Source organism: Colwellia sp. 6M3, assembly GCF_014077595.1.
Lineage (GTDB): Bacteria > Pseudomonadota > Gammaproteobacteria > Enterobacterales > Alteromonadaceae > Cognaticolwellia.
In genome coordinates, this window is record NZ_JACGWF010000035.1 from 1 (window position 1) to 23,953 (window position 23,953).

Annotated in this window: 23 protein-coding genes; 9 read left to right on the plus strand and 14 right to left on the minus strand. The window is 38.3% G+C overall.

The window, feature by feature from the left end; genetic code table 11:
• The first annotated feature begins 446 nt into the window (after nucleotides 1-446).
• Nucleotides 447-986, plus strand: a complete 540-nt coding sequence (locus H4J50_RS09455; RefSeq protein WP_182255951.1) for a gamma carbonic anhydrase family protein — start codon at nucleotides 447-449, stop codon at nucleotides 984-986.
• A 13-nt stretch (nucleotides 987-999) separates the two neighbouring features.
• Here the strand turns inward: H4J50_RS09455 and H4J50_RS09460 are convergent, their stop codons facing one another.
• The 6 genes from H4J50_RS09460 to H4J50_RS09485 form a co-directional block, all read right to left on the minus strand.
• Nucleotides 1,000-1,233, minus strand: a complete 234-nt coding sequence (locus H4J50_RS09460; protein WP_182255953.1) for a hypothetical protein — start codon at nucleotides 1,231-1,233, stop codon at nucleotides 1,000-1,002.
• A gap of 24 nt (nucleotides 1,234-1,257) precedes the next feature.
• Nucleotides 1,258-2,070 (minus strand): shikimate dehydrogenase, encoded by an 813-nt coding sequence (aroE, locus tag H4J50_RS09465; RefSeq protein ID WP_182255955.1) that lies wholly within the window; start codon nucleotides 2,068-2,070, stop codon nucleotides 1,258-1,260.
• A 106-nt stretch (nucleotides 2,071-2,176) separates the two neighbouring features.
• Nucleotides 2,177-2,854, minus strand: a complete 678-nt coding sequence (locus tag H4J50_RS09470) for an OmpW family protein (RefSeq protein ID WP_182255956.1) — start codon at nucleotides 2,852-2,854, stop codon at nucleotides 2,177-2,179.
• Between the two features lie 222 nt (nucleotides 2,855-3,076).
• Nucleotides 3,077-3,991, minus strand: coding sequence for an oxygen-dependent coproporphyrinogen oxidase (gene hemF, locus H4J50_RS09475; protein ID WP_182255958.1), 915 nt, complete (start codon nucleotides 3,989-3,991; stop codon nucleotides 3,077-3,079).
• A complete protein-coding gene (locus tag H4J50_RS09480; RefSeq protein ID WP_182255960.1) occupies nucleotides 3,988-4,533 on the minus strand; it encodes a Sua5/YciO/YrdC/YwlC family protein in 546 nt (181 codons plus the stop codon). The genes hemF and H4J50_RS09480 overlap by 4 nt, the downstream gene beginning before the upstream one ends.
• A gap of 145 nt (nucleotides 4,534-4,678) precedes the next feature.
• On the minus strand, nucleotides 4,679-6,310 hold the full coding sequence (locus H4J50_RS09485; RefSeq protein ID WP_182255962.1) for an acyl-CoA synthetase: 1,632 nt from the start codon (nucleotides 6,308-6,310) through the stop codon (nucleotides 4,679-4,681).
• 460 nt (nucleotides 6,311-6,770) lie between these two features.
• Between H4J50_RS09485 and purE the strand changes: the two genes are divergently transcribed.
• Together purE and H4J50_RS09495 are read left to right on the plus strand one after the other, a co-directional pair.
• Complete coding sequence (gene purE, locus H4J50_RS09490) at nucleotides 6,771-7,253, plus strand: 5-(carboxyamino)imidazole ribonucleotide mutase (protein ID WP_108454519.1); 483 nt, start codon at nucleotides 6,771-6,773, stop codon at nucleotides 7,251-7,253.
• A gap of 10 nt (nucleotides 7,254-7,263) precedes the next feature.
• Nucleotides 7,264-8,418: a 5-(carboxyamino)imidazole ribonucleotide synthase gene (locus H4J50_RS09495; protein ID WP_182255964.1), complete on the plus strand. Its 1,155-nt coding sequence runs from the start codon at nucleotides 7,264-7,266 to the stop codon at nucleotides 8,416-8,418.
• A gap of 54 nt (nucleotides 8,419-8,472) precedes the next feature.
• Here H4J50_RS09495 and H4J50_RS09500 read toward each other — a convergent pair whose 3' ends face one another.
• The 4 genes from H4J50_RS09500 to H4J50_RS09515 all read right to left on the minus strand — a co-directional run bounded on the left by H4J50_RS09500 (nucleotide 8,473) and on the right by H4J50_RS09515 (nucleotide 11,872).
• Entirely contained in the window at nucleotides 8,473-9,048 is a 576-nt protein-coding gene (locus H4J50_RS09500) for a type I DNA topoisomerase (RefSeq protein ID WP_108454517.1), read from the minus strand.
• A gap of 93 nt (nucleotides 9,049-9,141) precedes the next feature.
• Nucleotides 9,142-9,615, minus strand: a complete 474-nt coding sequence (locus H4J50_RS09505) for a DUF494 family protein (RefSeq protein ID WP_108454516.1) — start codon at nucleotides 9,613-9,615, stop codon at nucleotides 9,142-9,144.
• 2 nt (nucleotides 9,616-9,617) lie between these two features.
• On the minus strand, nucleotides 9,618-10,751 hold the full coding sequence (dprA, locus tag H4J50_RS09510; RefSeq protein WP_239059044.1) for a DNA-processing protein DprA: 1,134 nt from the start codon (nucleotides 10,749-10,751) through the stop codon (nucleotides 9,618-9,620).
• A gap of 32 nt (nucleotides 10,752-10,783) precedes the next feature.
• Nucleotides 10,784-11,872, minus strand: coding sequence for a LysM peptidoglycan-binding domain-containing protein (locus tag H4J50_RS09515; protein WP_108454515.1), 1,089 nt, complete (start codon nucleotides 11,870-11,872; stop codon nucleotides 10,784-10,786).
• Nucleotides 11,873-11,988: 116 nt separating this feature from the next.
• Here H4J50_RS09515 and def point away from each other — a divergent pair, with 116 nt between their 5' ends.
• From def to trkA, 4 genes are read left to right on the plus strand one after another with little or no spacing between them, the layout of a single operon-like run.
• Nucleotides 11,989-12,504, plus strand: coding sequence for a peptide deformylase (gene def / locus H4J50_RS09520; RefSeq protein ID WP_108454514.1), 516 nt, complete (start codon nucleotides 11,989-11,991; stop codon nucleotides 12,502-12,504).
• Between the two features lie 50 nt (nucleotides 12,505-12,554).
• Nucleotides 12,555-13,556, plus strand: coding sequence for a methionyl-tRNA formyltransferase (gene fmt, locus H4J50_RS09525; protein ID WP_182255966.1), 1,002 nt, complete (start codon nucleotides 12,555-12,557; stop codon nucleotides 13,554-13,556).
• A gap of 2 nt (nucleotides 13,557-13,558) precedes the next feature.
• A complete protein-coding gene (rsmB, locus tag H4J50_RS09530) occupies nucleotides 13,559-14,875 on the plus strand; it encodes a 16S rRNA (cytosine(967)-C(5))-methyltransferase RsmB (RefSeq protein ID WP_182255968.1) in 1,317 nt (438 codons plus the stop codon).
• Between the two features lie 12 nt (nucleotides 14,876-14,887).
• Entirely contained in the window at nucleotides 14,888-16,267 is a 1,380-nt protein-coding gene (gene trkA / locus H4J50_RS09535; protein ID WP_108454511.1) for a Trk system potassium transporter TrkA, read from the plus strand.
• 34 nt (nucleotides 16,268-16,301) lie between these two features.
• On the opposite strand, the gene H4J50_RS09540 is transcribed toward trkA, so the two are convergent.
• From H4J50_RS09540 to H4J50_RS09555, 4 genes are all read right to left on the minus strand, one after another.
• The gene (locus H4J50_RS09540) at nucleotides 16,302-17,768 is read right to left on the minus strand and encodes a TrkH family potassium uptake protein (protein ID WP_108454510.1); all 1,467 of its coding nucleotides are present in this window, start codon (nucleotides 17,766-17,768) and stop codon (nucleotides 16,302-16,304) included.
• Nucleotides 17,769-17,786: 18 nt separating this feature from the next.
• Nucleotides 17,787-18,401 (minus strand): YigZ family protein, encoded by a 615-nt coding sequence (locus tag H4J50_RS09545; protein WP_108454509.1) that lies wholly within the window; start codon nucleotides 18,399-18,401, stop codon nucleotides 17,787-17,789.
• A gap of 10 nt (nucleotides 18,402-18,411) precedes the next feature.
• Complete coding sequence (pepQ, locus tag H4J50_RS09550) at nucleotides 18,412-19,731, minus strand: Xaa-Pro dipeptidase (RefSeq protein WP_108454508.1); 1,320 nt, start codon at nucleotides 19,729-19,731, stop codon at nucleotides 18,412-18,414.
• Nucleotides 19,732-19,805: 74 nt separating this feature from the next.
• On the minus strand, nucleotides 19,806-21,725 hold the full coding sequence (locus H4J50_RS09555; protein WP_182255970.1) for a transglycosylase SLT domain-containing protein: 1,920 nt from the start codon (nucleotides 21,723-21,725) through the stop codon (nucleotides 19,806-19,808).
• Nucleotides 21,726-21,956: 231 nt separating this feature from the next.
• On the opposite strand from H4J50_RS09555, the gene tusA reads away from it, so the two are divergent.
• Both tusA and H4J50_RS09565 read left to right on the plus strand, forming a co-directional pair.
• On the plus strand, nucleotides 21,957-22,208 hold the full coding sequence (gene tusA, locus H4J50_RS09560; RefSeq protein ID WP_182255972.1) for a sulfurtransferase TusA: 252 nt from the start codon (nucleotides 21,957-21,959) through the stop codon (nucleotides 22,206-22,208).
• A 558-nt stretch (nucleotides 22,209-22,766) separates the two neighbouring features.
• Entirely contained in the window at nucleotides 22,767-23,723 is a 957-nt protein-coding gene (locus tag H4J50_RS09565; RefSeq protein WP_182255974.1) for a GGDEF domain-containing protein, read from the plus strand.
• The last annotated feature ends 230 nt before the right edge of the window (nucleotides 23,724-23,953 follow it).

Sequence of the window (23,953 nt, forward strand, 5' to 3'; positions counted from 1 at the left end):
GCGAGATGCGCATTCTACGCAACTCAGTTTTAATGTCAACGTTTTATTTGAATTTATTTTAAAAGTTTTTAAAACTTTCAAAACCTATCTTTAAAACGTTAAGTTAACCAATTCAGCCTAAACCGCGTTAGATAACTTATTAAAACAGTTCGTTAGGGTGACCCCTTGGAACTGGAGCGCATTTTAGAGATTTTTGACCTCACGTCAACACCTAAATGCAATTAAATTGCGAAAAGATGTTTGTTTGCTTTTTATTTGTACAACCCTTGCTGTGGTTGAGTTTTTAATGTTCGATACGCTGATTAATTGCACGACCTTAGCTACTATTATTGTGCTCTTTGGCGTTATCTTTAGTTACTTAAATAAAACTATATATATGAAGATTGCTATTTCATGGCTGGTTTTTGCTAATATATCTAAATCAACCATTAAAAAGTCTTATATTTATGCATAATAATTTCCGAAGCTATCGTGGTATTACTCCTACATTAGGTAATGCTGTTTATGTTGATCAGTCTGCTGTGCTTGTTGGTGACATTACTTTAGGTGATGATACAAGTGTTTGGCCATTAGTCGCGGCTAGAGGTGATGTAAATAAAATCACTATCGGCGCGAGAAGTAACATACAAGATGGTAGCGTTTTGCATGTCACCCGAAAAAGTTCAGGTAACCCTAGTGGTAATCCATTAATTATTGGTGACGATGTTACTGTCGGTCATAAGTGTATGTTGCACGGCTGTGTGTTAGGTGATCGAATTCTTGTTGGCATGGGCGCTATTATTATGGACGGTGCAGTTATAGAAGACGATGTATTTATAGGCGCAGGTAGTTTAGTCCCACCAAACAAAATATTAAAAAGTGGTTACTTATATGTAGGTAACCCTGTAAAGCAGGCTAGAGAGTTGAAAGAAAGTGAAGCTAACTTTCTAAAGCAGTCAGCCATTAACTATGTAGAATTAAAGGCTGAGTATTTAGCTAATAGCTAGTGAGCGATATTATTTACTTCATTTCAATATGTATTTCATCACCTTCTGGCTCATTTTTCTCGAGCCAGAGTTCGGTAACCTCTTCTAAATCATATTTTGTGCAGTTAGTTATTTCTGCTAACTGCTTTAATTGCATTGAATGAAAATATATCGTTATCCTCTGTCCTGACAGTTGTCCAGTAAAAGACCAAGCGTCATGCGCCTTATTAAAATGTAAGTCATCGTTAAATATAATAGCTTGGTTCATATCGTTATTTCTCTTTTTATGCAGTTATAGCAATTGTTCTCTTAACGAGTGCAGTACAGGTTCGACATCAGGGTTCACTTCTGTCCATAACTGAAAGCTTGCAGCTGCTTGCCCTACTAACATGCCCAAGCCATCGATAATATGTTCAACACCGAGCAATTTTGCTTGTTTTAGAAATGCTGTGGGTTCTTTGCCATAGACCATGTCGTAACAGGTATTTGCATATTGGATGGTTTTATTTGAGATAGGTAAGCTGTCACCCGATAAACCCGCCGAGGTTGCATTTATAATAACATCAAAGGCTAATTCTTCAGTATCAGTAAACGTGATCGCTTTAATAGCATTATTAGGGTATTGCTCTACAATAGCTTGAGCTTTGCTTAATGTTCTATTGGCAATGGTTAATGATTTAGGCGATTGTTCGAATAAGGCTTGTACAACTCCTTTGGCAGCACCGCCAGCACCTAACAATAAAATATTACTATTTTTTAAGGTCACTTGATGCCTAAGTAAATCGCTAACTAAGCCTATTCCGTCTGTCGTATCGCCATAGATAATATCTTTGGTAAAAATTAAAGTATTAACAGCGCCAGCCAATTTGGCTTTTTCGCTAAGTTCATCACACATTGCAAATGCTTGTTCTTTGAAAGGCGCTGTAACATTGGCACCTTTACCGTTATTTGCAATCAGGTTATTAACGGCCACTTCGAATTGCCCTAATGTAACTAATTCGCTCTTGTAGTTTATTATGAGCTTAGATTGTGCGGCAAATTTTTGATGTATAAAGGGTGATTTAGATTGGGCAATTGGATTGCCAAATACACGATATTGATCCATGAGGTTTCTAGCTTAAGTGTTTAACCTAAGGTTAACGCAGTTATGAAAAGATAGGAACATAAAAGCAGCAACACAGTTACTGCTTTTTATAACAATTTTGTTTAATTTAAAACTTATAGCCTAACATCAAGGAATAAACCATAGGATCGATGCTAATATCTGCTTTGCCAATACTGTTACCAGCCACGTCAAAGGTTGCTTGAGTATCAATATCGATATATCGAATAGACGCATTCAAAGACCATTTTTCATCTAGCTGATAATCTGCGCCAAGTTGAACGGATAAACCGAACGAGTCGTCTAATGCTAGATTACTTAATCCTAATGACTTGGGCCCTGTTGAAAATCCCTCATCAAAGAAAACTGTGTAGTTTAAACCGATACCTGCATATGGTTTTAACGCCGAGTTAGTTTCAAAATAATAGAGCGCGCTGAGTGTCGGTGGCAAATGCTTTACTTGTCCTAAATTTTCACCATTTACGCCAAGCACTGAATTTTTATCTTGAATAGTAATATCATGACTAAAAGGAGTGGCCGCTAAAAGCTCGATTGCCCAGTTACTATCGAAAAAGTAGACAAGGTTAAGCCCTAATTGTGTGTTGTTGCCATTTGTTAGGGTCATTGTTGAGTCAGCACCGCCTAACATAATATTTGATTTACTATTGTCAGGGTTAATCAATGTTGCACCACCACGAACAAGAAAGTCACCTGCTTGATTAGCAATCGCTAGTGGTGAAAGTGTTATTGCTGAGAGAATTAATCCCTTAATTATTGAAGTTTTCATGAAAGCATTACCTTTTGTAAAGATGAAAATAAACTGTTGGTTCATTAAGGTAATTTTACGCTGACTCGATTTTTGATAATTTGATCTGGCACAAGGTTTGTTTAAAACCTGAATAAAACTGGGATGAATTTTTCAATAAGTATAAAACAGTAACTCGATATTTTTAAAGCCCAATTAGCTGTTATGCTACTTGGGCTTTAAAGCGGGTTGTTAAGCAGGTAGTTAAGCGGAATGTAACCAGTCTTGTGGCACTAAGTAATGTTGTAGTGCAGCTTCTGGACTATTTGGATCGGCTTGAAAATTATATTCCCAACGCGCTAAAGGTGGCATCGACATTAAAATTGATTCTGTTCTACCGCCTGATTGCAAACCGAACAAAGTACCACGGTCGAAAACTAAATTAAATTCGACATAGCGACCACGACGATAAAGCTGAAATTGACGATTATTCTCATCAAATGGAGTGTTTTTTCGCTTTTCCATCAAAGGTACATAAGCATCAATAAAACCAGTACCAACCGCTTTGATATAATCAAAGCATTGTTCAAAGTCCCATTTATTAAGATCATCGAAAAATAGACCACCAACACCACGTGTTTCGTCTCTATGTTTTAAATAAAAGTATTCATCGCACCACTTTTTATATTCTGGATAAACATCATCACCAAAAGGTTGGCAGATATCTTTGGCTGTTTGATGCCAATGCACAACATCTTCTTTGAAAGGATAAAAGGGTGTGAGGTCAAAACCGCCACCAAACCACCATACCGGAGCTTCGCCTTCTTTTTCCGCAATAAAAAACCTCACATTAGCATGAGATGTTGGAATAAAAGGATTTTTAGGGTGAATAACTAATGAAACGCCACAAGCTTGCCATTTACGACCAGCCAATTCTGGACGATGCGCCGTTGCCGATGGTGGTAATTTATCACCAGAAACCACGGAGAAGTTTACGCCACCTTGCTCAATAACAGTGCCGTTAGTTAGTACACGAGTTCTACCGCCACCACCTTCTGCACGCACCCAGTTATCTTCAATAAACTTACCGCTTCCATCAGCGGCTTCTAAAGAAGTACAAATTTGGTCCTGTAAGGACTTTAGAAATTCAATTACAACATTGATATTTACAGTGCTCATGAGCGAATAATATCTCCAGATAATGCATCTATAATAGTAGAAGGCTGTTCAAAGCCTAAGGTTTTACCTTTAATAATAAAATCAATTTTATCAGCGAGGTCACTTGGAATATCTTGCCACGTTTTAGCTGGGGGCTGCCCACTTAAGTTAGCACTGGTAGAAACAATGGGTTTGTTAGTAGCTAAACAAAGCGCAACAACGTCTGGTTGACTGGTAACTCGCACAGCAATCGTGTCAAATCGCCCTGTTAATAGCGCCGAAATATTCGCATTTTTAGCGACTAACTGTGTAATACCGTCAGGCCAACGTGATAACACAGCATAGCGTTTATCTTGTGGTATTTTACTGTCATCTATATAAGGTAAAAGCTGAGAGTAGTTACCGGCAAGTAGAATTAAACCTTTATCTGCTGAACGTGATTTAATCGACAACAATTTTTCAATTGCCTCATCGTTATCCGGATTACAACCTAAACCAAATACGGATTCGGTCGGATAAGCTAAAACGCCACCCTCTTGAAATGTTTCTAATGCTGTAGCCATTGGTTTTATTATGTAAGTTAAGTAAAGATTAATTAACCGTGATTATACTTTTTTTATGCCTAAACTACATGCTTAGCTATAAAAAAACGGTAAGCGTTAATAAAACGCTTACCGTTACGATGTTCAACTTTGCTTTTGGGTTAGCTTAAGCCTCAGACAACGCTTTAACCTGCTGTCGTAATACAAACTTCTGTACCTTACCGGTAGATGTTTTAGGTAGGTCACTAAAAACGATGGTTTTAGGCACTTTAAAGCCCGCCATATGCTCACGACAGTGTTGTATAACTTCTTGTTCGGTTAATGTTTGACCTGGCTTTAATCCAACGAAAGCACAAGGGGTTTCGCCCCACTTTTCATCTTTTTTAGCTACAACAGCTGCTTCTAAAATAGCGGGGTGCATATAAAGTACGCCTTCTATTTCAACCGATGAAATATTTTCACCACCCGAGATTATAATATCTTTAGAGCGGTCGCGAATTTCTATATAGCCATCGGGGTGCTTCACCGCTAAATCGCCAGAATGAAACCATCCATTAGCAAAAGCTTCGTCCGTTGTTGTTGGGTTTTTTAAGTAACCTTTCATGGTGGTATTACCACGAAACATTATTTCACCCATAGTTTCTCCATCAGCAGGAACAGGCTGCATGGTGTCTGGGTCGAGTACGTCAACATCTTCTTGAGTCGGATAACGCACACCTTGACGTGCTTTTAATGCTGCTCGTTCATCAGGGCTTTTGTCATTCCATTCATCTTTCCATTCACTCACGACACAAGGACCGTAAACTTCTGTCAAACCATAGCTTTGTGTTATTTCAATACCGAGGTTTTCGATACCTTTTATTACCGCTGCAGGTGGTGGTGCGCCAGCAGTCATCGCTTTAATATTTTTGGGTAATTTCGCTAGTAATTCTTCATCTGCATTTAAGATCATATTAAGCACAATAGGTGCACCACAAAAGTGGCTTACCTTATGATCGATCATCGCATTCACAATAGCGCCTACTTCGACTTGCCTTAAACAAATTTGCGTGCCCCCTACTGCCACAATAGTCCACGGAAAACACCAACCATTGCAGTGAAACATTGGCAAGGTCCAAAGGTAGTTGGTTTTATTATTGGTTGGCCAAATAAAATTATGACCTATAGAGTTAAGGTATGCACCGCGATGTGAATACACTACTCCTTTGGGGTTCCCGGTAGTTCCGGAAGTATAATTTAATGCTAATGCTTGCCATTCATCCTGTACGAAAGATTGTGAAAAGTTTTCATCGCCTTGCGCTAATAACTCTTGATAATCCATAGTGCCAATTTTTTCTCCACCAGGGCCTTCACTATCATCAATATCAATAATCAGCGGTTTACGCGTTGAAATAGCGAGCGCTTCTTTAACCACAGATGAAAAAGCGGTATCGGTTAACAACACATCACATTCGCCATGATCTAATATGAAAGCAATATTGTGTGCGTCGAGACGTATATTAATAGCATTAAGTACCGCGCCTATTTGTGGCACAGCAAAATGAGCATCTAGAAATTCCGGAATATTTGCCGCCATAATGCTAACGGTTTGTCCGGGCTTAACGCCAAACTTAATCAGACTTGATGCTAATCTACGAACATTTTTACGATATTGCTGATAAGTGATTTTTTGCTTACCGTGGATAATTGCTACTTTGTCAGGATAAACATCAGCTGTTCGATTTAAAAAATTAATCGGTGTCAATGGTTGACTATTCGCTGCGACTTTATCCAAGCCTTGATTGTAAATATTACTCATGAGCGTCCTCTTTACTTGTGGCTAAAGCACAATGAACAAACACATAATCCGCTTCTGCTATAAAATTTAGCGACACTTTGCATTTTAAATAAAATAATCATACGCTGAAAATCAAAATAAAAAATCATCCTTTGGTCTATAACGTCTCGACTTAATATTTCAGAATAAAGTTTGGTTAAACATTTAAAGGCTGCCCTTATAAAATCCACTGTAGGGTTAGTTTAATCAGCCATGTTGCATCTAAAGAGTAAACCTTTATCGTTTTGATTACGAGGCTCTCAACATTATCAACATGAGAATAAATAAAGTATTATTTATTCAAAATAATCGAAATAGATTTCCCGTTTCAGAAAATTTATAAACGCGGTATAATCTGCCATTAAATTTCACCTAATGCTAAAGCCAGTCTGCTCGCTATAACGTTAGGTCTCTAATCACATTATCAAAAGGCACATCGCGTATGAAAGTTGGAATTATTATGGGCTCAAAATCAGACTGGCCAACCATGCAGCATGCTGCGCAAATGTTAGATTTATTTAATGTTCCTTATGAAACCAAAGTTGTTTCAGCACACAGAACACCACACTTATTAGCTGAATATGCAGAAAGCGCTAGAGATAGAGGCATTACAGTTATTATAGGTGGCGCTGGTGGCGCTGCACATTTACCAGGTATGACAGCTGCTTATACGAGTTTGCCGGTGTTAGGTGTTCCAGTTCAATCAAAAGCGTTAAGTGGTCAAGATTCTCTGCTCTCTATTGTACAAATGCCTAAAGGCATTGCTGTTGGTACACTAGCTATTGGTACTGCCGGTGCTGCAAATGCAGGTTTACTAGCCGCACAGATTATTGGTACCTTCGACCCGACAGTACAAGCCGCGGTTGAAAAATTTAGAACTGAACAAACACAAACAATTCTTGATAATCCAAACCCTGCTGAATAAGGCTAGTTCAATGAATGTTTTAGTATTAGGTGCAGGACAACTTGCTCGTATGATGGCATTAGCTGTTAAGCCTTTAAATATTAATATACGCGCTTTCGATGTTGGCTCAGGTAATGTAGTTGACCCGCTTTCAACAAATATTATTTTTGGTAACTTAACGCAAGGCATTGAGTTCGCAGATTTTATTACCGCTGAATTTGAGCATATAGATCACCAAACCCTTGCCTTGTGCCAAGCATCTGGAAAACTTCGCCCGTCGAGCCAAGCAATTAAAGTTGGTGGTGATAGAAGATTAGAAAAAGACCTGCTAGTAAAATGTAATATTGCCAATGCTAAACACCAAATTATTGCAACAAAAGCAGACTTTGACCAAGCGTTAGCTCACTTGTCTTTTCCGCTAATTTTAAAGAGTGCTTTAGCCGGGTATGACGGTAAAGGTCAGTGGCGATTAAAAGATACAGCCAAAGCAGATGAAACTTGGCTAGATATTAAAGCTTTTTTTGATGGCGGTGAACAAGGTGTTCAACACGCGGTTGTAGCTGAACAAATGGTCCCTTTCGATAGAGAAGTTTCTCTAGTGGGTGCTCGTGATAGCCAAGGTAATACCGTAGTTTATCCGTTAACTGAAAACCATCACACCAATGGTGTTTTAAGCGTATCGATTGCCACGCAAGTAAATGAAACTCTACAAGCACAAGCTAAGCAAGTATTTGATAGTATCGCCAATGAGTTAAATTATGTTGGTGTATTAGCCATAGAGTTTTTTCAAATTGATGAACAATTACTGGTGAATGAAATTGCCCCACGGGTTCACAACTCAGGACACTGGACACAACAAGGTGCAGATACTTGTCAGTTTGAAAACCATTTACGTGCGGTTTGCGACTTACCCTTAGGTAGTACCGAGTTAATTCGTCCTTCAGCTATGATCAATATACTGGGTGAAGATGAAGTACCTAATGCTATCTTGAATGTCGCCAGTACTACTTTGCATTGGTATGGGAAAAGTAAACGCGCTGGCCGAAAAATGGGCCATATTAATGTCTCTGGCAATTCTGAAAAACAATTAGCTGAGCGATTAAGCCTATTAGCGGATATTTTACCTGAAGCGGCATTTGAAGAGCTTAAACCTTATGTTACTGGTTTCAAAAACAAACTAAGTTAAATTGTCTTAAAAACTATGCTTTACTAAAACCAGCAAGTTGCTGGTTTTTTTATATCAAACAGATTCGTTTTTCTGAAAATGACTACAAGGTTTAGACGCACATTGGAGTTTTTCTCCTGCCGCCATTTGCCTTTTCAATAACAAACCAAAACCACACTTTTCGCATTCACCCATAACGGGTTCATGATTGACGACAAATTTACATTTTGGATAGTGATCGCAAGAATAGAATGTTTTGCCAAAACGGCTGACTTTTGACTGTAGGTTGCCTTTTTTACAGTGTGGGCAAGTAACGTTTTGTTGTTCGAGTTCATTGTTATCTTGTGCAACAATGTGGTGACATTCTGGGTAGTTTGTACAACCGATAAACATACCATAGCGGCCTTGCTTAACGGCAAGTTCACTACTGCATTCAGGGCATTCACTACCTACTAATATTTTGTCGTCAACGCGTTCATGTTCTACAACAGCTCGAGTATGTTGACACTCAGGGTAAGTAACACAACCAAAAAAAGAACCTGACTTACTGTGTTTAATAACAAGTTTAGCGCCGCAATCAGGGCAGACTTCATTGGCTTTTTCTAAGGCATGTTCATGACGTGAAAATAATGGTTTTTCGGGATTTGACATAATAGACACCTAAAAAATTAGATCGCTATTATGTCATATTTTATGACATGAACTGTAGCGTAATTTTCCAACAAATTACGCATGAGAAAAGCGTTAGTGTAAAGGCCCTTCTTGTTCATCAAAAATAAGGTCTTCCATTTGAGAGTAGGCATTTTCTTTACCTGGCACATTAAATAGCACCATCAATACAACCCACTTTAAATCATCAATACAAAAGAACTGAGTATCTAACTCCATCACCCGATCAATAACCATTTCACGAGTGATAAAGTCTAATAAATTTACCTGCTCTAAAAACATCAAAAAGCCACGGCACTCTACATCTAGAATTTGGCATTCTTGTGAGGTATAAATCCGAATAGATTTATTACCTACTCTTGTTAAATAAGGATAAGTCTCGGTATCTTGCAAGGCAGCAAGTTTCTCTAGCCAAGCCAGTGCTTTATAAATTTCATCTTGGTGAAAACCAGCACGAGTTAATTCATCCGTAAGTAATTCATGATCCACCATCACTTCAGCTTCACTATGAATATAATTTTCAAAAAGGTACATCAAGATATCAAACATAACTAGCCCCTATTTAATTTAAGGTAACCCCCTGGTACAGCAGATACCAGTCCCCTAAGTTCAAGCACTGTTAAACGTGTTAGCACTACATCGATAGGTAGTTTACATCGTGAAACCACCAAATCTACAGGTGTAATTTCATATCCCACACTAGCTAACATTGAATCGTTACACAAGTCTTGTTCTTCTATTTTTTCTGTCGGATTATCTTTCTCTTTGTTTCTACTTAAGTTTAAATCTTCTGATTCAATATCATCAAACTCTTCTACTATATCGGCAATGTCCTCTACAAGTTTAGCACCTTGTTTAATTAACCAATGGCAGCCTTTGGCTTGTATATTATAAATTGAACTGGGTACGGCAAATACTTCTCTACCTTGTTCTAATGCACAACGTGCTGAGATTAAAGAGCCACTTTTTAGTGACGCCTCAACTACAACAACCCCCAAACTTAAACCGCTAATTAAACGGTTTCGTTTTGGAAAGTGCCCTGCCTTTGGCGCTACACCAGGGGGAAATTCACTAATAATTAGACCATTATTTTCAATAATATTTTTTTGTAAAACTTTATGTCGAGCCGGATACGTTATATCTAAACCGGTCGCTACAACGGCAATAGTAAAACCTTTATTATTCAATGCGCCTAAATGTGCCTGTGCGTCTATACCTAAAGCCATACCACTGGTTACAACAAACTGTTCGGATAATTCTCCTGCTAATTTATAGGCTATTTCACGGCCTGACACGGTTGCATTGCGACTGCCCACAATAGCCATTTTAGGCAATGACAATAAATCAATATTGCCACGAATAAAAAACACAATGGGAGGATCGTAAATTTCTTTTAATAATAGAGGATATGCGGGTGAGTCAAAGGTCACAATTTGACTTTGGCATTGATGTGAATCAGTGATTATTTTTGAGAATGTTTGCCAATCAGGTGATGATATAGCGAGTTGCTGATTACTGGTTAAACCTGACTTAGTTAAATCAGTCGATACTGAAAACAAAGCCGTTAGACCATATTTTTCAACTAAGGCAATTTTTTTATGGCTGGCTAACCGTGGAATTGCTTTCACGGCTAGCCAGTAATGTGTTGATGTTAATGCTTCACTGCTATTAATATTATTTGCCACTTGCTTCTCCTTAAGAGTGGCTAACTCAAAGGTTACGGCGCGGCAACTCCATCAAGCACACGAAGTGGTTTTTCAGAGTTTAAGATTAGCGCCATACTGACCTTATCATAAACTCTAAATACCATAACTTGCCCAATAGATTCTGCAGGCATATCGTAATCTGACAAATTGTCGCTGGCTAACTTGTTCCAGCGTGAAGTATCTTTAGTGTATTGTGGACCACTATCTGTTTCAACTACTGCAGGACTTTTACGCTTCACAGTAAGCACATCACCAACTTGCATGTCTTGGCTACTGCCTTTATTAATCATTACGACATCAAATTTTGCAAATTCACGTAACTTAGCAACAGAGCTTACAATAAGCCCTTCTAAGGTTTGTGATGCTGCACGCATAGTGAAAATAGAAGGATATTGTTGACCTTCATTTACTGGGATAACAAAAGCACCAGAACGAATTTCACGTTTTGCACCATCAATATAAATGGTACTAGGTTGCATTTTACTCATATCACCAGTGTGTGTTGCTTTACCGGTGCCAACAAGTCTAATGTTATATCCAAGGTTTTCATTGGTTTTAGGGTCAACAATGGCATCACCTTTATGATATACGCCATAGCTTTGACCTATGGTCAGGTCACTATTAATATAAACTTTCAAACCGTCGATACTAGATTTGTAGCCTTCATCACTACCAATAATGCGAGGAAGCCCTTCTAATTCAGCTGCACTTTTTACACTGTCGTAGCGAATATAAGGTGCAATAGCGTGCAACGGTAACGTACTCACTGGGTTTTGATCTTTTAATTGTTTACGAATTTTAGGCGACCATTTAAGTTCAGGTTTACCTTTAACCAACATAGGTTGGCCTTGTTCGTCAAAAACTAGGCGTAATTCATCACCAGGATAAATTAAATGGGGATTATTGATTTCTGGGTTAAGGCGCCATAATTTAGGCCACAACCAAGGTTGATTGAGAAATATACCGGATATTTCCCATAAGGTATCCCCTTTCTTAACGACATAAGATTTAGGGGCATCTGACTTAATTGTTAACTCATCAGCCAGTAAAGATAATGACAAAGTTAAGCCAAGTATCAACGAAAATATTCTTATTAGCATGTTAATCTGCCTATTATTATAGGTTTTATCCTAAACCACTATGATTAATTATAATTAATGGCTAAAATTGAAACATAACACTCTATGCGATATTTCGCGAACTCTTTTGATAAATTATGGCTATTTTACCTGTATTACGATTTCCTGATGAGAGATTAAGAACCAAAGCACAACCTGTAACTGAAGTTAATGATGAAATTCGCACTATTATCAGCAACATGTTTGAAACCATGTACGATGAAAATGGTGTCGGTTTGGCAGCAACTCAAGTTGATATACACCAACGAATTGTCGTTATGGACGTTTCTGAAAACAAAGAACATCCTTATGTCTTAATAAATCCTATTATCACACGTAAAAGTGACGATACGCTTATTAATGAAGAAGGCTGTTTATCTGTACCTGGCTGTTATGCAAAAGTTGACCGAAGTGTTGCCGTGACCGTAACCGCGCTCGATGAAAATGGCAAAGAATTTTCCTTAGACGGAGAAGAACTATTAGCTATTTGTATTCAACATGAACTCGATCATCTTGATGGTATTTTATTTGTTGACTACTTATCGCCACTAAAACGCCAACGTATTAAGAAAAAATTAGAAAAAGAAGCACGCATAGATAAAGCAAACGCTTAATCTTTTTCAAACGTAGAACAATTTAATTCAATTGCATTTTGGAAATACCTTTGTCCAACGACTTAACACAACCATTAAATATTATTTTTGCTGGCACACCAGATTTTGCTGCGCAACACCTCGCAGCACTTTTGCAATCACAACACAATGTTGTTGCGGTTTATTGCCCTCCTGACAAACCTGCCGGGCGTGGTAAAAAGCTCACGGCTTGTGCCACTAAGTTATTAGCGTTAGAAAATAATATCCCTGTTCAGCAGCCTGAAAACTTTAAATCTTTAGAGTCACAACTAACCCTAACCAGTTACCAAGCAGATGTTATGGTTGTGGTGGCTTATGGTTTACTGCTGCCAACAGTAATTTTAGAAACACCAAGATTAGGTTGTATTAATGTTCACGGCTCTATTCTACCAAAATGGCGTGGTGCAGCGCCCATTCAACGTGCTTTAGAAGCTGGCGATCCACAAACGGGCGTTACCATAATGCAAATGGATAAAGGCCTAGATACTGGTGATATGATCTTAACCGCTACCTGCGACATTACATCAACTGACACTAGCGCAAGTTTATACAGCAAATTAGCAGCGCTTGGTCCAACAGCGTTATTAGAAACATTAACGCTTATGGCTTCAGGTGAATATAAACGCCAGCCTCAAGATAATACCCAAGCTACCCATGCCGCCAAGCTTGATAAAGCAGACGCTGAGATAAACTGGCAACAACCTGCTGCAGTACTTGATCGTACAATAAGGGCATATATTCCGTGGCCTGTCGCTCAGTTTACTTTTCACGAAAACGATAATGAACATCGTATTCGTGTATTACAAGCCAGTGTTATAACGCTTGATCACAAACAAACACCTGGAACGATTATTAGCTGCGATAAACAAGGCATTGTCGTTGCCACAACGACCAATGCGCTTAGGCTCGAAACATTACAACTGCCGGGCAAAAAAGCATTAGCCGTAGCCGATATACTTAATGGTAAAGCCCTGTGGTTTGCCAAAGGCCAATTAATCAATGGTTCCACGTCACCTCAACAAGGGTTAACTTAATTATGGCCGCTAATCTTAGAGCCCTCGCTGCCCGTTGCACCTTTGCTGTTGTTGATAAAGGTCGTAGCTTGTCAGATGAATTACCACAACAAATTGCAAAAATAGACCTTAAAGATAAAGGGCTACTACAAGAACTTTGTTATGGCGTTTTAAGGTACTTACCAGAACTTGAGCATGATGTACGTGACTTTATTAAAAAGCCATTAACTGGCAAACAGCGTGTGGGTCATTTCTTATTATTGGTTGGCATTTATCAGATAAAGTATACCCGTATTCCAGATCACGCCGCTTTTAACGAAACAGTTTCTGCCTGCAAGCCCTTAAAGTGTGAACATTTAAAAGGTGTTATTAATGGTATATTAAGAAACTTTCAACGCCAGCAAGCTCAATTGGTTGAAAGTAATAATCAGCCTGATAATACTAAGCTACCTGCCGCTATCGCATATAATCATCCGTCTTGGTTTATTAAAAAATTACAAACTAGCTACCCTGACAGTTGGCAAGCTATTCTCATCGCAAATATGGAAAGACCACCGATGTGGTTGCGAGTAAATACGCTTCACCATAGCCTTGAGCAATATTTAACATTATTATCAGAAGCCGGCATTGAATTTGCCTATATTGATAAAACTTCATCTGCCATTCGCTTAATTGAAGCTGTTGACGTAAACAAGCTTCCTGGATTTCAACTTGGTTGGGTATCAATTCAAGATGGTGCAGCACAACAAGCTGCAATTCTACTTGATTGCCAACCTGATGATAACGTACTCGATTGCTGTGCAGCACCCGGTGGTAAAACTTGCCATATTCTCGAATATAGTCCAAAAATTAAAGCCATGACTGCCTTAGATATTGAAGCGACCCGTTTACTGCGAGTGCATGAGAATCTTGAGCGCCTTAATCTGCAAGCAAATGTTATTGCCGGCGATGCAGCAACACCTGAAAAATGGTGGGATGGACAATTATTTGACCGAATTTTATTAGATGCTCCTTGTTCTGGCACAGGTGTCATTCGACGTCACCCTGATATAAAGTGGTTGCGTAAAAGCCAAGACATCGATGTATTAACTGACTTACAGCAAGATATATTAAAAAATGTATGGTCTTTGCTGAAACCCGGTGGTACTTTGCTATATGCAACATGTAGTGTATTGCCTGAAGAGAATAGTCAGCAAGTTCAACGTTTTGTTGATGAAAATCCTGATGCAAAACATATATCAATTACCCAAAACACCGACGATATTGGCTGGCAAATACTGACCAGCGAAAATTCAATGGATGGTTTTTACTACGCTAAATTAGTTAAAACACAACAATAAAAGCAATCTTAAATGAAAATTATAATTATTGGTGCTGGACAAGTTGGTGGCACATTAGCGGAAAATCTTGTCGGTGAAAAAAACGACATTACGCTAATCGACACCAACAGCGAAACCTTGCGTGAATTACAAGACAAAATGGATTTACGCGTTGTAGTTGGTCATGGTTCTCACCCTGATGTACTAAAGCAAGCTGGCGCTGAAGATGCTGAGTTAGTTGTCGCCGTAACCAACGACGACGCGATTAACATGATTGCTTGTCAAATTTGTTATTCCTTATTTAATACCGCCAATAAAATTGCTCGTATTCGTTCAAGTAAAATCCTTAAGTATCAAGATGAACTATTTCAAAATAAAAATATTCCCGTTGACCATGTTATTGCGCCAGAGCAGCTAGTAACGCGCGATATTGCTCGGTTAATTGATTACCCAGGCGCATTGCAAGTATTAGAGTTTGCTCAAGGTAAAGTTAGCTTGGTTGCCGTTAAAGCTTATTACGGCGGTTTATTAGTAGGACATGCCCTTTCCACCTTGCGTGAGCATATTCCGAATATTGATACCCGGGTTGCAGCCATTTATCGAAATGGTAAGCCTATTCGTCCATTAGGAACTACCGTAATTGAAGCTGACGATGAAGTATTCTTTATTGCTGCCTCAATACATATTCGCGCCGTGATGAATGAGCTACAAAAGCTAGAGGCACCCTACAAAAAAATCATGATCGCCGGCGGTGGTAATATCGGCTCTGGGTTAGCTCGCCTATTAGAAAAAAATCACCAAGTTAAATTAATTGAGCATTCAGCTAAACGTGCAGCTTATTTAGCGTCTGAGTTGAACGATACCCTGGTTTTTACCGGCGACTCGTCTGATCAAGAACTGCTAATGGAAGAACATATTGATCAGTTTGATGTGTTTATTGCCGTAACCAACGATGACGAAGCTAATATAATGTCTTCGTTATTAGCGAAACGTTTAGGTGTTCGCAAAGCCATGGTGTTAATCCAGCGCAGCGCTTATATTGACTTAGTACACGGTAGTAACATCGATATTGCAGTTTCTCCCCAACATGCAACAATATCAGCACTATTGACCCATGTTCGTCGTGGTAATATCGATAATGTATATAGTTTACGTGGTGGTGCGGCTGAAGCGATCGAAATCGTCGCCAAGGGTGATGAGAGGTCATCAAAGGTGGTTGGTAAAACTATTCAACAAATTAAGTTACCACCAGGGACTACCATTGGCGCAATTGTACGTGACGATGAAGTATTTATTGCGCATTCAGATACTAGAATTCAAGCAGAAGATCATGTGGTATTGTTCTTAGTTAACAAACGTTATATAAGCGACGTTGAAGCCTTATTTCAATTAGATGCAATAACGTTTTTCTAATTTACACACCTAATTAATATTCAAACAATGTGAATTAGGTTCGCCAAAATGCTGGTGTGAATAACACCAGCAAAGTAAATATCTCTAAGCGCCCAAACAACATAGCAACAACCAATACCCACTTACTAAAATCATTAATGTCAGCAAAGTTAGCCGCTACCTGCCCTAACCCAGGACCAAGATTATTCAAACATGCGGCTACTGCAGTAAATGCTGAATATTCATCCATACCCGCCGCTAAAAGCAACAACATACAAATAACAAATACCGCTGCATAGGCAGAGAAGAAGCCCCAAATAGCTTCAACAACACGATTAGGTAAGGCTTTATTGCCGAGTTTGATGGTGAAGACTGCCTTAGGATGAACTAATTTATTTAATTCTCGTATACCTTGTAAGTAAAGTAATACCACTCGGATGACTTTCATACCGCCACCGGTGCTACCAGCACAGCCACCAATAAAGCTCGAAAAAATCAATAAAATGGGGAGTAATGTGGGCCAGTTAGAAAACGTAGCTTCGCCAGCAGATGTACCTGAAAAACCTGCAGTGGTGCTAATAGAAACCGCATGAAAAAGCGCTTGCTCAAAGTTTTCAAAACCTGATTGATAAACGTTAAAACTTGTTAGGACAATAAAACAGATAAAAATTAAGGTAAATTGGATACTCAAAAAAGCTTTAAATTCTGAATCATAAAAATAACTGCGCAGTGAGCGGCTGTTAACAACGGCAAAATGCAGTGCAAAGTTGACGCCGGCAACCAGTAAGAAAAATACACAGATAAAGTTGATCAATGGACTATTAAAATAGCCCATGCTTAAATCATGAGTTGAAAAGCCACCAATGGCGATAGTTGAAAACGAGTGACATACCGCATCAAATAAGCTCATTCCTGCAGCCCAATAACTTAAAGCACATGCCGTGGTAAGTGATACATAAATAAGCCACAAATGCTTAGCTGTGTCTGCAATACGCGGGGTCATTTTTGAATCTTTAACTGGGCCTGGGGTTTCGGCTCGATATAGCTGCATACCACCAATACCTAACATAGGTAAAATAGCTACCGCTAAAACGATTATACCCATACCACCTAACCATTGTAGCTGTTGGCGATACCAAAGCACGGCGTGTGGCAAGCCGTCAATCTGCGTTAAAATAGTAGCACCGGTAGTAGTTAAGCCAGAAAAAGATTCAAAGAAGGCATCAGCAACAGAAAGATTAGGTTGATCTAATAACATTAAGGGCACAGCTGAAAAGCTTGCCAAAACGGTCCAAAAAAGGACAACAATTAAAAAGCCTTCACGCGCCCTTAAATCACTTTTTTCAGCTCGGTACGGATACCAAAATAAAAGTCCGGCTATTAGGCAAAAAAGAAAAGACATTAAGAAAGAAACACCACCACCATCTCGATAAACAAGAGAAATAAAAGCGGGCGGCAGCATAGTTACGCTTAGTAAAGCGACTAATAAACCTAATATTCGGATGATATTTTTAAATTGCACAGTAGTTTATTATTGCTTTTAGGTTATGGGTTGTAGGGTTAGCTGCCCTGCAGACATTGTTTGTAATTGCTGCTGGAAAAGCTTAATTTTTTCATCTGGTATTGCGAGTGTAAGAACCACGGTTTCATTGTAGTCTTGCTGGATAATTTCACCACCAATTTGTTCAATAAAATATAGTACATCATTCACTTGGGTATATTGACACGCTAGTGTTTTACGTACCATAGGAATTTTCAATTTTGTTGGTAAAATAGCCAGTGCTTGCTTAACGCTACCACCATAAGCTCTTTGTAACCCTCCTGGTCCTAACTTAGTTCCACCAAAATATCGCACAACAACAGCACAAACTTCACCAATATTACTGCCCATAAGCATTGCTAGCATAGGTTTACCTGCAGTACCTGATGGCTCACCGTCATCTGAAAATCCATATAACTGACTATCTTCGGGACGACCAGCAACAAAGGCATAACAATGATGATTAGCTTGTGGGTGCATGGTTTGTAAGCTTTTAATAAAAGCTTTTGCTTCTGCACTACTTGCACAAGGCTGAAGGTAACAAATAAAGCGACTACGGGTAACTATTGTTTCATCAATAATTGCTTGAGCCGCTATTTGATAGGGTTTAGACACGTATATAGTCTTAGTTTAAGTCAAAATCTCGTGTCATATTTTCATTATGCGATTGGTGCACAATAATATTATCTTCTATTCTGATACCACCGAATGGACGCATAGCATCAACTTCTTGCCAATTTATCATCTTTCCGTGGGGTGAGGCTTTTAAATCAGCAAGCAATGAATCAATAAAATACAATCCGGGTTCAACCGTAAATACTTGATTACTTTCTATTACGCGAGATGTGCGTAAAAATGCATGAGGCTCTGGGGTATTAACATGTGTACCACGCTCGTCTGCCATAAATCCACCTACATCATGTACTTGTAACCCTAAATGATGCCCTAAACCATGCGGGAAAAAGGTCGAAATAATGCCAGTTTCTACGGCAGTATCTACATCAACATTAATATAGTTAAACTCTTTTAACACCTTACCAATTTCACGATAAGTGGCAATATGCAGATCTACATAACTCAGGCCTGGCTTTAAAGCATCTACGGCGCTTAACATTAAGCTGTCCATACGGGCAACTAGCTCAGCAAAGCGGTCACGTTTAAAAGAATACGTGCGAGTAATATCTGAAGCATAACCATGAAAATTAGCACCGGCATCAAGTAAAAAAGAACGGTGTGCTTGTGGTACGCCACGATCTAATGCGGTGTAATGCAAAATTGAAGTGTTTTCATTTAACGCCACGATATTACCGTAAGGTGTTTCACTTTCTACATGTTGTGTTGCTTTTAAATAAGCATGTTGAATATCGTATTCAGAGGCGCCATCAAAAAATGCTGCTTTTGCTGCTTTATGTCCTTTAACCGCAATCGCACTTGAACGACGCATACACTCTTGCTCGTATGAGGTTTTATAAGCGCGATGATAGTGCAAGTAGTTAATTAGCGGCTCTGGATTAATATGTTCAAATCCCAACGCTTTTGCCACTTCAATGTGAGCACCAATATAAGCAAATGATTTTTTATCGTAAGGTAATAACTTATCAACTTCACTCGCTTTAGCTAGAATTTTTATATCGAAAAATTCATTCCAATAGTTATCCGCTAAGCCAATAACTTTATGCCAAAAATCAACAGGTTGGTAATATATCAAGGTAGGTTTTTCTGAACCGTTAACGATCAACCAACAGTTAGCAACGTCAACCAAAGGTAACCAAGCTTTAAAGTGCGGGTTCACTCGAAATGGGTAACTGTTGTCGTCTAAGAATGCCTTAATTTCTTGACCAGAATGAATGACTAAACCTTCAAGATTTTCTCTTGTTAATACGGCTTTAGTTCGTTTTTGCAACTCAGCAACATGAGCTGGATAATGACTTGCTAGTTTATTCATCTGGTAACTCTCTAAATTTCTTTGATATTAATTATACCGTGTTTAGTGCAAGATTATAATGCTTAGCTAAAATGCTATTCGTTGATATTCATTGCGATAATCAGGTCGAATAAAGACCCTTTTTGCCCGACTTTATGTTGATATATTTGCTGATAAGCTAGCACACTTTTAACGTATTCTCGGGTTTCTTTAAACGGTATTGTTTCTATCCAAACGTCTGCTGGTAATGGCTCTGCATCTTTTAGCCAACTTTTAACTCGATAAGGACCTGCGTTATATGCAGCGGTCGCAAGCACCTGATTACCGTCATGTTTGTCGAGTAAATTTCGTAAATATTTCGTGCCTAATTTAATATTATTTTTTGCTTTAAATAAATACTGATTTGAAACCTTTCTTTTTGCCAATTGTTTCGCTGTACCCGGCATAATTTGCATTAAGCCCTTAGCGCCTGCTGGGGAATTTGCATCAGACATAAACGAGCTTTCACGCCTTGTTATTGCAAACGCCCAAGCGGGATTAATCTTTTGATTATCAGCATAATGTTTAATTTCAGTTTCAAAACCTAGTGGAAAACGTAAATTAACATCATTAAGATAGCCTACTTTGGCTAAGGTAAATATTGCACGATCATACCATTGCATTTCATTAGCCACTTTTGAAGCAACTAACTTGTCACGCTGATTCAGTTTAGACAGCCAATAGTTCCACTCTAAGCGAGCATGATGAAAACGTCCTATCGCAAACAACTCAAAAGCTCGTTTAGCTTCAGGGCTTTTAATCACAAACGCTTTTTCTTCTGCACTAACAACAAGTGGCATATTTTGAAAATTAGACGCTTTATTTAAGTAACTAGCAGCTAAAAAACCATAGTAATGTCGACTTTGTGCAAGTTCGCTTAAGAGCTTAGTTCCTTGCACTAAATCATCAGTAGCTAATAAACTTCTGCTGTACCAATAACGCCACTGTAAACTCTGCTGCGCTGTTGTTGGTAATTTTAATAGTTTATCTTTTATATGTTGCCAATTTTGGTCGCGCAACGCGTCAGTTATATACCACTGGGTTAAATTACTACTAAATAACTTTTCATCTACCTGCACTAGCCAACTAGCAGCATCAGCATGATTTTTACTGGCAAGCGCTAACGCAAACTTCACGGTAATTTGTTGCTCTTGTTCTTTAGTAAATGGCAATAAAGTTTTTGCTAATGCATAAGTATCAAGCGCTTTTTCAGGCGATCGCCATATTAATCGCTTTAGACCGTAAGCTACTATTTCAGCTTCACGTGCTGATTTATTACTGAATCTAGACAACTTACTAATATAAGCAGGATCTCGTCGAACTTTATGCCATACCTTAGCTAAAGCTTGTTCTTTTTCCGGTAATAACTTTGTCAGGTAAGGAATAAGGCTATGTTTACCACCATCGGCCGCTAACACAATGCGTTGCCAGATCATGTCATTAGTACGATACCCCGCTAGTTGCCATTTTTTGAATATGGGATCACAAACTTTGGGTTGTGACTTACCCACCAACCAAAGAGCGCTCACTTTAGGTAAAACTCTGGTTGGCGCAACACCCGTTTGTAATTCAAAACTATAATGTTGGCAGGTTAATTCGACATTACTGGTGGGTTTAAAAAATGCTTGAAAAAGTACTGGCTGCTTACGTTTAGCTAAATAGGTTAACCATTTCTTTCTTAAAGGCCAATCTAGTGGAGTTCCTTCGTATTTTGTTAAGAATTCGCTGATCTCTGTCGCTGACGACAGCTTCATTTTGGTCATTAACCTTTTCTGATCTAAATAAGGTTGTAGCGGATAATAATGTAATTGCTTATATAGGTTTTGATATGTGGCTGAACTAGCGTTCCAAACTTGATTTTCAGCTTCAAGAAAAATATTTCTTTGCTGATTACCATCATTTGCAAATGAAAAGGAGCTGGCTAATAAGCCACTTAATATAATGGTTTTGATAAACCGGAAACTACCTAACGGCATTTGATGACCCTGGAAAAATAACGATAGATCAATTATTCACTCCTTACATCACAAAGCAAGTCTATTCAGCACAATTAATAGCTTATTTAGCGATATTTGGGCTTGATATAATTAAGGACAGACTAAAACAACTTGATATTAAAATATTATAAATAAATTTATAGTTGCGTCATTTTAAATAGGCTTTAAAATTGCCGCCAAATACTTTTTTATAATCAGGTTCAGCAAAGCATGACCGATAGCCCTTTTTCTAACACCGACCAACAATTAGATGCGATTGGGCTTCGCTGCCCTGAACCCGTAATGATGCTGCGCCTGAAAATTCGTAAAATGGCAAACGGTGAGACACTATTGGTCAGTGCAGATGACCCTTCTACTGCTCGTGACATTCCCAGTTTTTGTCGATTTATGGAGCATGAACTTATTGAACAACAAATTAAAGAAGTGCCTTTTCAATACGTGATTAAGAAAGGCTTGGGATAGTAAATCTCAATATCTGCTAAGCATTAATTATCGAATGCTCAGAAGAATAGTTACTGCTGTGAATTACAAATAACAGAAGTCAGCTTAACCACACAATATCTATATTTATAAATCGTTAAATTTCATATCCGTAATATCAGCTTAGAGTAAAGGCCATGACTAATTTAAGTTTGAACTTATCTCTAGGTGTAGGGCGCTTTGAAACCATGTTTCGTTTAATTGAACAGGTAACTCCTCCGCCATAGCGGTCATTAGGGTAGAAGATTTAAAGACTGTAATTGCCACTAAACCGACGTTATCAGTTATTGAAACAGGTCAAAATTGGATTGCTTTAGTACTAAAAGACGACGAAGGAAAATAGTACCTAGGGGTTCCCTTAGAGAGCTAAGGGGGATTCACCTATAACCTCTTCCCAACACCTCATTCTTTTTCATGTTATTGATATTCTTCAGTGACAAGTTTACCTAGATCTTAATTAATGCTTTAATATAAATATACTAAAGTGCTCTGATTTTAAGCTAAGTAAATATTGAAAACCATCAGGAAAAGGAAAGCTGTATGATAGAAAGAGGGGTATCGGAGAAAGTATTGCTATTTCTGAATTTGCTTGGCTCTATATGCATATTCCCGTTTGCAATATTACGTTGGCACTACGGTGACATTACTTTAGCGATTGTTGACGGCATAATATCAATAACATTATTAGTTTTTTTTTCGTACATATTTATAACCCGAAAAACAGCTGTTGTAAAAATTTTAAATGCCATTTTTTTAGCTATTGCACTCCTTACAAGTATAGCAATGAAAGGACAATCACAAATTCTTTGGGTAGCCCCTGCCATTATCGCAATCCACTATTTAGTGCCCGTAAAACTGGCAAAAATCATCAACATAATACTGTTGTCTATAATGCTAATCATTGTTTACCCACATACAAACTTGATTGAGTTCATAACAATCTTATCCACCACTATTTTAACAGCATCTCTATCCTTCGTAATGTTTCGTGCATACACTAATAAACAACGCGAACTAGCACTACTTGCGACCATAGATCCATTAACAGCTTCAGGTAATAGACGATTATTAGGAACAAAGCTATCGGACGTAATTGCTAACCAGAGCCGTGAACAATATTCAATTTGCTTACTGTTACTGGACTTAGATGGCTTTAAAGAAATAAATGATGAATATGGGCACGCTATTGGAGACCAAATTATAATATCTGTATGCAAGTTAGTAAAAGAGCATACACGGGTGTTGGATTCACTTTACAGATACGGTGGTGATGAGTTTATTATTGCCCCCTTGAGTATGAACTTAAAAACCGCTAAAAAACTTGCTGAAAAAATACGTCATGTTGTTGAGAATCATAAGTTTATTCACGATATCAAATTAACCTTATCTATAGGTGTTTCTGAGTATAATATTGGTGATACACCTGAATCATGGATTAGTCGTGCAGATATATCTTTATACAAAGCCAAGAATAATGGTAGAAACAAAGTTTATTAAGCACAGGTAAATAAGATTGACGTCAGTCTATTTATATCAGCTAAGTTGCCATAACGTTCGAAGCTCATCAAAGAAAACACACAATTTCTTTTCAACGTATAATGAATAACTACAATTGAAAAATAAATAATGCTGTGAATCATTTAGTAAAAGCTGCAGCTACAGAATTGAAGAATGGCATTAGAATTAATGCACTTAGCCCTACAGTAGAGATTTAATCTCTACTTATA

Bases quoted from the DNA above. Each gene is read 5' to 3' on its own strand.
- purE (WP_108454519.1), top strand. From the start codon at position 6,771: ATGAAAGTTGGAATTATTATGGGCTCAAAATCAGACTGGCCAACCATG.
- H4J50_RS09505 (WP_108454516.1), bottom strand. From the start codon at position 9,615: ATGTTTGATATCTTGATGTACCTTTTTGAAAATTATATTCATAGTGAA.
- H4J50_RS09515 (WP_108454515.1), bottom strand. From the start codon at position 11,872: ATGCTAATAAGAATATTTTCGTTGATACTTGGCTTAACTTTGTCATTA.
- trkA (WP_108454511.1), top strand. From the start codon at position 14,888: ATGAAAATTATAATTATTGGTGCTGGACAAGTTGGTGGCACATTAGCG.
- rsmB (WP_182255968.1), top strand. From the start codon at position 13,559: ATGGCCGCTAATCTTAGAGCCCTCGCTGCCCGTTGCACCTTTGCTGTT.
- hemF (WP_182255958.1), bottom strand. From the start codon at position 3,991: ATGAGCACTGTAAATATCAATGTTGTAATTGAATTTCTAAAGTCCTTA.
- H4J50_RS09460 (WP_182255953.1), bottom strand. From the start codon at position 1,233: ATGAACCAAGCTATTATATTTAACGATGACTTACATTTTAATAAGGCG.
- H4J50_RS09565 (WP_182255974.1), top strand. From the start codon at position 22,767: ATGATAGAAAGAGGGGTATCGGAGAAAGTATTGCTATTTCTGAATTTG.
- H4J50_RS09455 (WP_182255951.1), top strand. From the start codon at position 447: ATGCATAATAATTTCCGAAGCTATCGTGGTATTACTCCTACATTAGGT.
- H4J50_RS09500 (WP_108454517.1), bottom strand. From the start codon at position 9,048: ATGTCAAATCCCGAAAAACCATTATTTTCACGTCATGAACATGCCTTA.
- pepQ (WP_108454508.1), bottom strand. From the start codon at position 19,731: ATGAATAAACTAGCAAGTCATTATCCAGCTCATGTTGCTGAGTTGCAA.
- aroE (WP_182255955.1), bottom strand. From the start codon at position 2,070: ATGGATCAATATCGTGTATTTGGCAATCCAATTGCCCAATCTAAATCA.
- H4J50_RS09555 (WP_182255970.1), bottom strand. From the start codon at position 21,725: ATGCCGTTAGGTAGTTTCCGGTTTATCAAAACCATTATATTAAGTGGC.
- tusA (WP_182255972.1), top strand. From the start codon at position 21,957: ATGACCGATAGCCCTTTTTCTAACACCGACCAACAATTAGATGCGATT.
- def (WP_108454514.1), top strand. From the start codon at position 11,989: ATGGCTATTTTACCTGTATTACGATTTCCTGATGAGAGATTAAGAACC.
- H4J50_RS09470 (WP_182255956.1), bottom strand. From the start codon at position 2,854: ATGAAAACTTCAATAATTAAGGGATTAATTCTCTCAGCAATAACACTT.
- H4J50_RS09480 (WP_182255960.1), bottom strand. From the start codon at position 4,533: ATGGCTACAGCATTAGAAACATTTCAAGAGGGTGGCGTTTTAGCTTAT.
- H4J50_RS09485 (WP_182255962.1), bottom strand. From the start codon at position 6,310: ATGAGTAATATTTACAATCAAGGCTTGGATAAAGTCGCAGCGAATAGT.
- H4J50_RS09495 (WP_182255964.1), top strand. From the start codon at position 7,264: ATGAATGTTTTAGTATTAGGTGCAGGACAACTTGCTCGTATGATGGCA.